We start from the raw sequence: 12,658 nt of genomic DNA, 5'->3' as shown, positions 1-12,658 counted from the left end.
AAATAGGATGACGTAAAAATTATAAAATTATATCAAATCAAATAGTTAGTTTTTTGATATCGAAAATTTAAAGCTAGTGCCGACATTGGATTGGGAGCTTACATTTATTTCACCTCCTAAATTTTGCACTATTTTTTTTACGGTAGCCAAACCAATCCCAGTACCTCTTTTTCCATATTTATCGGCTAACGAAGCCACAGAAAAAAGATCAAATATGGTATCCATGTGTGCCTTATCAATTCCATCGCCATTATCTTTTACCGTTATGAAATGAAAATTTTCATCTTCCTTTAGATCAATTTCTATCGTTACCTTTTCTTTAGAATTATACTTAATGGCATTTGTAGCTAAATTTACCAAAACCTGTAAAACAGCAGACTTGTTTGCGGTAATGCAATCTATACTCGAGGTATTGATTAATTCAATAGTATTTTCGGGATCAATAATCAATTTTAGTTCGGAAATTAAGGCGTCAAAAGTGATCGTTTCTTTGTTAAATTTAGATATTTCGTCACTTTTATAAAATTCTAATAACCCGTCAATATAATCTTTTAGGGTATTTGAAGAGCTTTTGAGATATTCAATGTATAATTTAGATTCTTCATTTAAATTTCCTTGATTGTCATCTTCTAGTAGTTGTGTTAACGATATTATATTAGCTAATGGAGATTTTAAATCATGCGACACAATGCCAGCAAAAGATTTTAAATTTTCATTTCTTTCTTTTAGATTATCTTGTGCTTTTTTTAATAAGTGATTTTGGTATCGTTGTTCAAATAAGTGAACGACCTGCTTGGACATTGATAGTAAAGCATCAATTTGATTTTTTGTAAGCTTTCTTGGTTTTACATCGTAAACACATAACGTACCCAGTTTAAAGCCCGAAGCATCAACTAGGGGAGCGCCAGCGTAAAAAATAGCATTATGTTCTGCTACAAGCGGGTTGTCATGAAATCTTTCATCTTTCCTGGCATCTTCCACAATGGTAATATCACTATTAGAATTGATAGCATGACCACAAAACGAAATTGCTCTTGGTGATTCATTAAAAGGAATGCCGTGGTGCGATTTTAAAAAATTTCGTTCTTTGTCAAGTAATGTAATTAGTGATATTGGACTATCACAAATGTATGAAGCTAATCTAGTGATATCATCGTATTTTTCTTCACTTAAAGTGTCCAGTAACATATATTTTTCAACAGCTTTTTGTCTTTCATATTCATTATCAGGAAGTTTTGGTGCTATCATAGATCTAATTTTTTATCAAAGATGTTTAAAATAGTTTAAAATAACTATTTTTTTTTCTGTAGGAAACTAATTTGTATCTATATCAAAATAATATGAATGCAAATCCTCATTTGATTAGTCTCTAATGTATAATGTATTTATTTTTGAAGAAATAAAATCTATATTATGAGTTTAAAAAAAATTATCCCCATTGCAATTGCCTTATATTCATTATGTTATGTTTCGTGTAAAGATGAACTTGATAAACTAACTCAATTCACCATATCTCAACAGTCTGAATTTAGTGTGCCATCAACAACAGTAGTTGATATTCCGTTATCAGTTCCTACTCCAGAAGTTTCAGTTGATAGTCAACAAGAATTTGAGAACAATAATTCCAGAAGGGATTTAATTGAAAGTGCTAGACTACGAAAGTTAGTACTTAGTATTAAAAGTCCAGATACAGGAAACTTTGATTTTTTAAATGAAATTGAAATTTACATTGAGGCTGATGGTTTGGATAGGGTTTTAATAGCAAGTTTGGATGCTATTCCAGAAACACAATTGAAGACTATAAAGTTAGATGTTGCCTCAACTGAATTAGCTTCTTATTTAAGAAAAGACTTTTATATCTTGAGTTATAATGTTAAGGTTGACCAAACCATTGAAACAGAATATGTAATTGAAGCGGATTCTGATATTTTTATAGATGCTGAAATTTTAGGTATTTAATTAGTAAGTAGATAAAGCTATCATGTACAAACACCCTAGAAATAATTTTTTTAGAGGTGTTTTTTTTTTGAGTTTTACTTAAGTGGGATACAAATTAAAAAGGATATCCAATAGCAAAATTAAAAATACCATCACTTGGTGTAAATTGGTATTCACCAATGTTATCTGCCGGAGAATGGATCGGAGCGGCCCAATCTAAACGAATTACAAAACCCTGAATATCTACTCGAAAGCCAAGGCCAGCCCCAATGGCTAATTCATTTATAAAATCTTCAGAAAAAGTGCTATTAGGTAAAGTTTCATTTTCATTACGTAACCAAACATTCCCAGCATCTACAAATAAAGCACCTTTAAGAAAAGAGTATAGCGGAAAGCGATATTCAATATTAGATTCAAGTTTAATATCTCCAGAACGATCAAAAAAAGTATCAGTAGCATTATCATTGGAAACATAATTTCCAGGACCAATAGAACGTGTTCGAAATGCTCGAATACTATAGGCACCACCAGAAAAGAATTGCTTAGAAAACGGCAATACACTTGAGTTACCATAAGCATAACCGTAACCACCGTACAAACGAGTAACAATTGATTGTTCTTTTTTAAGATCAAACGTAAAACGGAAATCAGTATCTAGTTTGATATATTGAGCATATTCTACTCCTAAAATAGTGTTTTTTCCCTGTTCGTTGGTTTTGTTGCTCAGTAAGCTTAAAGCATTTCCTGAAATTTCTAGATTGCTAGAAAAATAAAATGGATTTTTTTTAGATGGATTATTTAATTCATTATAAGTGAAATTATAGGTCATTCCTGCAATTAATTGTTGGTCAAAACTACTTCGTAAAAAAGGATTGTCATTCAAAATACTTTCGAATTCATTAGTACTATTTGCTAATCTGATATAACTGATACTAATGGGATTAAAAGTATGAAATGCATAATCATTAGCCGTCCATTGATATCCAAAACTGCTATTAAAACTTCCTAGACTATATAGTTGACTTCGGTTTAAGTAGGTTACTCCAGCACTAATTTTTGTTCGAGGTACCGCATATTGAAATTGATCTGATAAATTCATCGGAAATAAAAGTCGCGGAAAAATTAAATCTCCTGTTAATCCTAATTCGGTACTGCTCAAGCCTGCAGTGTCATCCGAGTTGCCACCAACCTGAATTTCGTAACCAACTTTTGCAGTAATTTTAACAATTTCGCCACCTTTAAATAAATTTCGGTTGGTATGACTAAGCGATAGTGCAGGTCCAGTAAACCCACTCGATTTGGTGTTTGCTTGGAATTCGGCACTCAAAGCTCGTTTTTTTAAAGGCGATAGCAACACATTGGTTTCTAAATAACCGATGCTATCATTAATCTGCAAAGGTTTTTCATCGAATTGTACATTCACAAACTTGTAAGCACCAATAGAAGATAATCGTTTACTTGTTGTTTTAAATTTTGTAGGATTGTACCACTGGTTTTGTTTAAAAAGAACAAACGGGCGTAAGCGTTTAGGTTTAAAAAATAAAGAATCTTGAATAAAATTTACGCCATTGATTTGAATAGTATCAGCCAAACTTGCTTTATCCTCAACACTGTAATTAGGATATACATTTATATTTCCTAAACGATAAGGGATTAATGCTTTTTGCGGAACTTCTTTTTTTAAACGCAAGTATAGATCAAATTTTTTGGTTTTGTATTGATTGGTATCCAATTCAAAAATCAAAAAATCGGCGTTAAAGTTGTAATAGCCTATGGCCTTTAATTTATTATCAATCCGTTCACGCTCTAGCTTTAGTTTATTTAAATCAAAACGATCTCCTTTTTTAAGATAAGTTTCTTTAAGCGTTTGTTGGATTTCATTAAGTATGGGTAGGCTGTCATTATCTAATTGAAAAGTGGCTAGGGTATAGGGTTCTTTTACGGTTATATTATATTTAACTCGACTTCTTTTATTGGTTTTTTTTATTTTAGAACTTACGTTGCTGTAAAAAAAACCTAAATTTTCTAATCGGTTTACAATTAAGTTTTCGGTTTTTTGTACATCCACATCCGATTGATAAACAGGTGCTTCGCCAATTTTTTTGTTAATAAATTTATATATAAAGTTTGGTTTTTCTTTTTGTGTTTTATAGTGCGCGTATAAGCCTAATTTATTGCTGTTGGGTTGAGGTCTTTGTAAGGCAGCTAAGGTGGCTTCAATATTCGTTTTATTTTTAAGTTTTTCTTCCGCAGTAATATTAAATGAAGCTCCTGTATAAAGGGTTTCACCTTTGGGTATAAACTTATTTATATTGCACGAAGTGATGAATAAAACCATAAATAAGAATAATGGAAAAATTATTTTCATGGAGTACTAGTTTCTTGGGGTGAGGCTGTTGCTTTTTTGGTTTTCAAAACTTCTTCCTGCACTTGCTTAGCAAAAAGATCTTTAAATTTATTAAACTCTTGATTAAACAGAACAGAAAGTCCAGTAAGTATTACTTGGCCATCTATAAAGTTTTCAAATTCATTTTTTCTGTAAGCCTTTAATCGCCACTTCCCTTTATCATCAAAAAGGTATTGAATATTTATGGTACCTACCAATGGAGTAGTAGCATTTGAATTTTGAGTATTTTGCGAACTTTCATTGATATTTATACCACTTCCTACTTCAACTATCAAACGATCGTTAAGTAATTTTTTACGTGCATTTACATCTAGTTGCGTTCGATTACTAGGGCTATTACCTTGATAATCTGTATAGCTATCTAAGCCAAAATCCAATTCAATACCTGTATTTCCGGTAAGTTTATTAGAAAAACTATTTAGCTGATTGGATAACACATTATTGGCATTATCTCGAGCAATTGATAACGAACCGCCGCTACCGCCATCACTAGTGGAAGAGGGAAAAAATTGATTAAGCACTAAAAGTGAAAATACTTGCTTATTCAATTGTTCCTCCTGTGTATTTAATTGTTGAACCTGGCTGTAAACCTCACCACCAATTTCGCCTTGACTATCTTTAGGCATATCTAAATTGAACGAGATTTCGGGTTTAAGCAACTCTCCATCTAAATTTAAATACACTTTAAAGGGTAGCTTTTGATTGTACTTGCTCGCACTCGAGCTATTTATACCTGATATTTGTGAAGACATTAATCCAGAAGCAGCGGTTTCTATATTGTAAATTGCACGAACATCCATATCGGCTTCCAAAGGATTACCACGCCAAGTAATAGTACTTCCTTTAGCAATATCAAAACGGCGTTTTACAATATTATATAGACTAGCCTCATAATGACCACTATTCACTTCATACTTTCCTGATAACGACATATCCCCATTGGATGAAATACCAAACTTAAAATCTCCGTTGCCCTCAACCTTTAAATTATCTCCCGCGCGTTCATCAATAATAATGTTAAAGACAGACTTTTTAGAAACACTAAGTTCGGTATTAATATCATAGCCTTTTAAAACTGCTTCTGCAGAAGATTCATCTGATTGCTTAGTCAATATATCATCTGGGTTCTTTTTATTTACAAAGAGAACCACTCCTTTTTTTTCAATAAGATCAACATCATCTTCGGGAACAACATAAGTAAAATTTGAACTCTCGTTGATCGTCAATTTACCAGTAACTATTGGGAGTTCTAAATCTCCTTTTACTGTAATATTTGTATCTAAATTTACATTACCATAAAAAAGACTGTTATCATCCTTAGTAGAATTTAATAGTTGAATATTTTTAGCATTAATACGTAAATCAAAATTAGGATTAGTCAACTCATCGGTACTTATTTTACCATCCAAGATTAATGAGTTATTTTGAGCATCGACCATTTTAAATTTAGAAAAATAAACTCCAGTATTATCTAGCTTTATGATTTCTTGGGGTAATTTAAACTCGGCATTTAAGGCATTGATGGTTAATCCAGAATTTTTAAATTTTAAATCACCATTTAAAATAGGTGAGCTTGTGGTTCCCGTTAACTTAATGTTTCCATTAAGGCTTCCTGAGGTTTTGGAAATGTAAGTGGACGCAAATTCTTCAACAGCATTGAGCTCTAAATTTTTTAAGTCAATATCAAAATTCAAAGCCGCAGTTTGTTTGGAAACCTTGTAATTACCATCAATATCTAAATTTATGGTAGGTCCTTTAACTCCAAGATTTAATTCATAATTATTGGCTGTGTTGGATGTAGCTTTAAGTTTAAAAGTGCCTAAAGGAACCTCAAAAGCTTTTAAATTTTGAATAGTTACGTTGGCTACTATTCCAGGGTTTTTAAAGGGATCTTCAATAATAAAGTTACCATTCAGTTTGCCTGATGCAACTAGTTTTTCTTGGTTTATTAAACCAGTAAGTGTACTCAGTTTAAAATTGGAAAATTTAAAACCAATATGTTTTTTGTTTTCCTGAGGTAGCGTATTGCTTACCTTAATTTGTTGATTATTATTAGTAAGATTAAAATTAGTTAAACCTAGATAATTGGTGGTGTATAGTATTGAATTATCGCTAGGAAGCGACCAGTTTTCTTTATTAATAATTAATTTGTTAGGTATAATATGTATGATTGTTGAATCCTTTTTTTTGGTCACTTCGGTGGAAACACTGAGCAATATGTCTTTATTGTTTTTAGCTTCTAGTTTAGAAAGGAGGACACTATTTTTTAAACTTCCGTCAAAGTTGATTTTTTTTATATCAATAGCGCTTCCTGAAATATTAGTTACCCCCATATTAAAATCCAAATTTTCTTTTGTGACATTAATATTAACTTTAAGGCTATCTAATGAATTGCCATTGTAAATTACGTGCGGAGCGGTAATTCTTGTTTTTAATGTACTTTCTATGGAATTAAAATCGATATTTACAGAAGCAGGAGCCAAGGATTCTAGGTCTGGAAGAAATAAATTTTTAAGAATTGGCGCTTCTTTAATGGAGCCTTTTAATTGCATATTCACATTAGGTTGTAAACTATCGTTTACAGCGGTTGTCGTTTTATCAAAATAGGCATTAAATTGTTTTTGCAACGCATTGGTTAAGTTTGCTAAATCTGTATTTGAATTTAAGGAAGCCGTTATGGGGCTGCTATTAATGGCAAATTGAGTATTTTTTTCGGTAAGATTACCACTCAGATTAATGTCGCCTAACAAGAATGGTTTATTGTTTTTTACAGCCAGCGCATCGGTGAATTTCCCTTTAAAAATAATTTCGGTAGTATCTCTTATATCAATTTCACTTTCTACATTAAATTTTGCTCTGATATCTTCTTTCGAAAAGCCTAATGCCATCAAGTTTACTCCTTTTATCTCAATTTTTGAATTTACATTTGAGTTTATGGAGTCTAGCTCGACAGAATTATTCCAGTCAAAATCTAAGTTTTCATCTTTGTAATTTGCAGTGATAGCTCCTTTTCCATTAGTAAGTTCAGCGTTGATTTTTAAGGCAGAAAAGTCGTAATTATTGTAGGATAGTTTTGAAAAGTCTGTTGTGAGCTTACCCGTTAAGTCATTAAAACTAGTTCCTTCAGCATTAATTTTTGTAGAAAAACTATAAATACTTAGGTTTTCATTTTTTAAAAGGGTTTTTAAATCTAATTTTTTAATATCAATGGAGCTATTTGTTGCTATTGTAGTGCTATTTTTAAAATTTCCATTAAACGAAATAGCTCCTTCAGGCATGTTAATCTTAAAATCACTTTTAAAATTATTGATTATTCCAGAAGCCGTTCCATTCAATTTAATACTACTAGGAAAAGCAATGCCTAGCGTATCGGGATTTATGAAATTATGTAAATCGTTTTTTACAGTGCTAAAAGTTAAATTTGCAATGTCAAAACCTAGAGAATTTACTTCGGTTGGATTCACGATTCTACCAGTCACATCTAGGTTAGTTTCCTTTCCCCAAGCTAGTTGTGTTTGCGCAATATTTATATTTTTAATTTCTCCAGTAATGGATACCCGACCAGTAATATTGTTTTTAGCAATAGCCTTTACATAATCGTTCTTTTTTAGATCTGGAGTAAAATAATAAGCATCTTTTGGATTTAATTTTAATTCTGGTAGGGTAACAGCTATTTTAGTAGTTGATGGATTTTTAATAAATGCCTCAAATGAGTTATACTCAATTTTTACATTTCCGTTAAGAGAGTTATTCCCGGTAATTATGGATAAATTTTTTAAAGTAGCATGCTTGTCAGTTAATTCAAATTGAGTAGCTAATTTTTGAAGATTAAAACCACTCTGTTCTGTAAATGAAAATTTGGTTACTTCTGCGGAAGCATTAGCAGGCTTATAAATTATATTTTTAGCTTTTAGACTTAGTTGTTTGAAGCTTGTGTTTTCGGCATTAAAAATATCAGCTGGTAATACTGTATTGCCAGTTTTAAGTTGTATTTGATTATTATTTAGCGCCATTTTTTTAGCGTTAATTTGCCAAGTAGGCCAGCTAAAAGGAGTATGAGCATCCTTGGGTTTTGAAGAAGAAGAAGTAGGTGTTAATTTATAAAGAGAAACACGACTATTATTGAAGGCCAAATATTCTAAATCAACTATTTGATTATTGAGGTCAAGTGTTGGAAGCGCCAATTGCAATTCTTGAATAGTTAGATTTGCCTTGGTGCGATCAGTATCTGAGATATAATTGAGAGCACTATTTTTTATGCTAAGCTTATCTAAATTGATTAAAGGGAGCAAACTATTTGTTTCAGTATCACTTTCAGCAAAAGCTTTAGTTTGGTGGTAATTAATTTTTGCGTTAGCAAGGGATATGTTATCTATGCCAAAATGAGCATTTTTTAAATCAAAGGTGTTTATTTTGAGCGATAAATCAGTAAAAAATAGACTACTTTTAATACCTAAAACCTGATCCTTGAATTTAATATCAAAATCTTTTAATTTGAGTTTACCTAGTTTGATGTCCAAAGCTGTTGATGTCGTATCAATAGGCTTTGTATCTTTTGTGGAAAAAGCATCAACAATAAAGGAATAATTGAAATCAGTAATGGTATCCTTACGATACACATTAGCTTTAAGCCCTTCCCAATACAGCGATTTTAAGTTGAACTCGTCTCCTTTTACTAAAGAAAGTAGCCCAACATTGGCTACTATTTTTTTTGAATATACTAAGGTGTCATTTTTCTGATCTTCTACATAAAGTCCTTTTAACAACAAGTCACCTGAAAATCCCAAATATAATTTATCAATTGTAACTATAGTTTGTGTTTTATCAGATATAAATGTGGTTGCCTTAGAAATAATTATGTCTTGTCCCCAAGGACTTCTAATAAATAAAATGATGATTGCAAGTAGTAAAATGATACTTGCAAAAAGGATTTTAATTATCTTGATTAGCTTGCTATAATTCGAAAAACTTTCTTTCTTCATTGTCGGATCAAAGATACTAGTTCCTTAGTATTTTTAATCTAATGAAAGCATAATAGGTAATAGTATTATTTATTGAGTTCATAATTTATTTAATAAGGTAGACTGCTTTATTATATAAATAAATTTTTATAAGAATATGAGTTTTTTGTACACTAAATTCTTGAAAAATTGTACGTGTTATTCTATTGTTTTTTCTGATTTTCTCTGAGTCAATTTTTCAGTAAGGCCAATGTAAAAAGGACTTATAATTAGTGTTAAGGATATTAAACTAATTGTAAAATTATAGGCATAATTGCCAATTACATTCATACTATATGCCGAAAAACTTAGTAGAAAACTCAATTCACCAATTTGAGATAACAGTGCACCACCTACAAGAGCTTCTTTCCACGTACACGAAAATAATTTTAGAATTACGGCATTAATTATATGATTAATAATATATACCGCAATTAATACTTCGGCAATGGTTATCATATTATTATAGATAAACATAAAATTAATTTGTAAGCCTACACTGATAAAAAAAAAGGCAACAAAAAGCACGCGAAAAGAATGTAGTGTATTGTGTATCCAATCGGTGGATTTGGCTGAATGCATGACCATACCCCCAATAAAGGCGCCCAATGCAGGAGATAAACCAAATAATGAAGCAAGTAATGCCCCACCAAAACACATTAGAATAGCCAGAAATACCTGAAGTTCATGATCTTTTTTAATTTTATCGGAGAAGGGGAGTTTTATTTCTCGCTTTTTATATAGATAAAATAGCGTAAGTATGATTAAAACGCCACCTACTGACATTAAAAGGATACTTTCAATAGGTTCGGGTTCGCCTCCTAATAGCGAAGCAATAATAAGTAATGGAACAACAATAATATCCTGGGTTAGAAGAATACTCAAAACGTTTTTACCAATTTTAGAGTTGATAAGATTTTTATCCTCCAATAACTTAATAATTATGGCAGAACTACTTAGCGAAATTACAAATCCCATAATTATTGAACGCTCTATTTTCCAATTGAGAAAATAACCAATACCCATTAAAACAAGTACGCTAATTATAACTTGTAAGGTAGTACCAATGGCAGCAATTTTCCATTTTTTAACCAATTCAAGTAAGCTAATTTCCATACCAATAAAAAATAGTAATAGAATAATACCAATTTCGCCTAAATGTTTAATGGTTTCAGCATCTTTTATAAAACCCATACCATGCTCTCCTAAAAAGGCACCAACCAAAATATAGCCAATTATATAAGGTTGTTTTATTTTTCTTAAAAAAAGACCTAGTAAAATTATAAGGATAGCCATTAAGGATACTAAAGCGACTATAGGGTCTAATGTAGTTGACAGAAACATGGTTTAAGTAGTTTTATTATATTCGATAATTACTCAGGAGTTTCGTTTTCCAGAATTTCGATTCCTTTTTGTAATACTAAATAATTCGGGATAGTTAAATTTCTATTATCATCTGTTTTCATGAATAGGTAAAACCCAGTAATATCGATGACTCTACCTGTCCAATCAAAATCTTTATCTAGAATCCTAATACGATCTCCTAGTCTTAATGGGTGACTAAAAAATAAAATAACACTGGCCGTTAGGTTGGATAGTAAAGACCATTGCGCAAAAAAACCAACACCGAGTACCGCTAATACGGATGACATAAAAACAGAAAATTGTTTCATGTCAATTCCCCAAATAATTGCTAAACCAATTGCAATAACTATATACTCAACTAAATGTATTAGTTTAAAAATAATTTTTTTTCTATTGATTTCCATTTGCCGTAATAAGGTGAATTTTTTAACACCTCGTTTAGCAAAATAGTTTATTATAAAAATTACAATCAATAAAACAGAAGTATACATAATTTCAGATGTAGATAGCATTATTTTTGTGTTTTATAATTTAGTTTCAAATGTACTATCATTATAATAAAGTGCTCCTAATTTGTTTGCATAATTTTATCAAATTGGTTCAATTTATAGCTCTATTAAACCATAAAATTTTAGATATAATTTAATAAAAAAAGGTTACATGTGTAATGCAACCTATTTTTAAATCCTCGAAGGCACAATAAAAGTTTCCGGATCCATTTATTGACTTGCCAGTTTTAATAATAAAATCCAGTCATTCTCTGAAGATTAATAGCGTGATTTTCATTTAACATAGCTTTTATGCAATTTTAATATATTATTCTGTTCGGTTTTAAACCGATCAATTTTATGATTAACTCTAATACGATTTGCTAAAAAATAGTTAACATGAAATGTGAAGAATCATTATTTTGTAAGCATCCGCTTAATATCACTTGTATACGAAGGGTATGAATACACCAATTGCTTAAGTTCTTTTACTGTCATTTTTTGAACAATTGCAGTTGATAAAAAATTTATAACCTCATTAGCATTACCACCCAGTAGGTGTGCTCCTATTAATTGATCTGATTTTTGATCTACTATAATTTTAAACATATACAAAGATTCATTCGATTTTTTAGCGTTGAACCATTTTGATGCATTTCCTTCATAAATATCTATCAGTGAAAATTTTTCTTTAGCTTCTACTTCAGTTAAACCGACACTTGATAAATTTGGTGAGGTGAATACTGTTGAGGGAATTAGTGGGTATTCAAATTTTTCTGTGCCAGCCGATACAATATTATTTCCTACAATTCTACCTTATAAACCAGATAATGGAGTTAAGGGTACTGATGTATCGGTAACATCTCCACAAGCGTATATGTGTGCAGCTGTTGTACTTTGCATATACCAGTTCATCCAATTAGTTGCTACGTCATAATCAATTAATTTTGAGTTGAAATAAGTTACTCCCCATGTCCAATCGATTAAATAATCGTGTATTAAAAAACTAGAACAGTTTACTCTACCACGATTACTCATAAAACCTGTTGCATTTAGTTTTCGCATATGGGCATCTACAAAAGGAATACTTGTTGTGCCATTACACCATTTTTTAAATAAATTTGTGTCATTTTTAAATTTAATTGTCTTATTAGTTTATCGTTTGGTTAGATAAACTTTATTTTGTGTCCGCATTAATTTAAATTTAAAATAGTCCCTCCCTGTTATTTCAAAAATGAATCACCATATGCGAGGCTATTGAAAAAGTCAATTTTTAATTAAAAAGAGCAGGATTTAGAAAATCCTGCTCTTTTTTGTATTTTGAATTATGATAATTCAGCAACAAGTTTTACCGTTAAGTGAGTATAGTTCTATATACGATTTAACCGTTCCTAAAGAGAATTTATTCGCTATCAGGTTTAATACCTCGAGGCTTGCCTCGTTAATTATTACTATTTTGT

The 12,658-nt window shown here is 30.8% G+C and carries 8 protein-coding genes; 1 reads left to right on the top strand and 7 read right to left on the bottom strand.

The window, feature by feature from the left end; genetic code table 11:
• Positions 1–45: 45 nt before the first annotated feature.
• Positions 46–1,248, bottom strand: coding sequence for a sensor histidine kinase (locus KQA_RS0215250; protein WP_010182351.1), 1,203 nt, complete (start codon positions 1,246–1,248; stop codon positions 46–48).
• 165 nt (positions 1,249–1,413) lie between these two features.
• On the opposite strand from KQA_RS0215250, the gene KQA_RS0215245 reads away from it, so the two are divergent.
• The gene (locus KQA_RS0215245) at positions 1,414–1,959 is read left to right on the top strand and encodes a hypothetical protein (protein ID WP_010182350.1); all 546 of its coding nucleotides are present in this window, start codon (positions 1,414–1,416) and stop codon (positions 1,957–1,959) included.
• A gap of 94 nt (positions 1,960–2,053) precedes the next feature.
• Here the strand turns inward: KQA_RS0215245 and tamL are convergent, their stop codons facing one another.
• The 6 genes from tamL to KQA_RS20790 form a co-directional block, all read right to left on the bottom strand.
• Positions 2,054–4,306 (bottom strand): translocation and assembly module lipoprotein TamL, encoded by a 2,253-nt coding sequence (gene tamL / locus KQA_RS0215240; protein ID WP_010182349.1) that lies wholly within the window; start codon positions 4,304–4,306, stop codon positions 2,054–2,056.
• Positions 4,303–9,327 (bottom strand): translocation/assembly module TamB domain-containing protein, encoded by a 5,025-nt coding sequence (locus KQA_RS0215235; RefSeq protein ID WP_010182347.1) that lies wholly within the window; start codon positions 9,325–9,327, stop codon positions 4,303–4,305. Before KQA_RS0215235 ends, tamL begins: the two co-directional genes overlap by 4 nt.
• Before the next feature lie 177 nt (positions 9,328–9,504).
• Positions 9,505–10,689 (bottom strand): cation:proton antiporter domain-containing protein, encoded by a 1,185-nt coding sequence (locus KQA_RS0215230; protein WP_010182346.1) that lies wholly within the window; start codon positions 10,687–10,689, stop codon positions 9,505–9,507.
• 29 nt (positions 10,690–10,718) lie between these two features.
• Entirely contained in the window at positions 10,719–11,222 is a 504-nt protein-coding gene (locus KQA_RS0215225; protein ID WP_010182345.1) for a mechanosensitive ion channel domain-containing protein, read from the bottom strand.
• 393 nt (positions 11,223–11,615) lie between these two features.
• Complete coding sequence (locus KQA_RS19965; protein WP_232285910.1) at positions 11,616–11,954, bottom strand: hypothetical protein; 339 nt, start codon at positions 11,952–11,954, stop codon at positions 11,616–11,618.
• Between the two features lie 60 nt (positions 11,955–12,014).
• The gene (locus KQA_RS20790; RefSeq protein WP_085938381.1) at positions 12,015–12,341 is read right to left on the bottom strand and encodes an FAD-binding domain-containing protein; all 327 of its coding nucleotides are present in this window, start codon (positions 12,339–12,341) and stop codon (positions 12,015–12,017) included.
• Positions 12,342–12,658: the final 317 nt, after the last annotated feature.

Source organism: Aquimarina agarilytica ZC1, assembly GCF_000255455.1.
Classification (GTDB): Bacteria; Bacteroidota; Bacteroidia; order Flavobacteriales; family Flavobacteriaceae; genus Aquimarina; species Aquimarina agarilytica.
The sequence above is the reverse complement of the archived record's forward strand: the minus strand, read 5'-3'. Positions and strand labels throughout refer to the sequence as shown.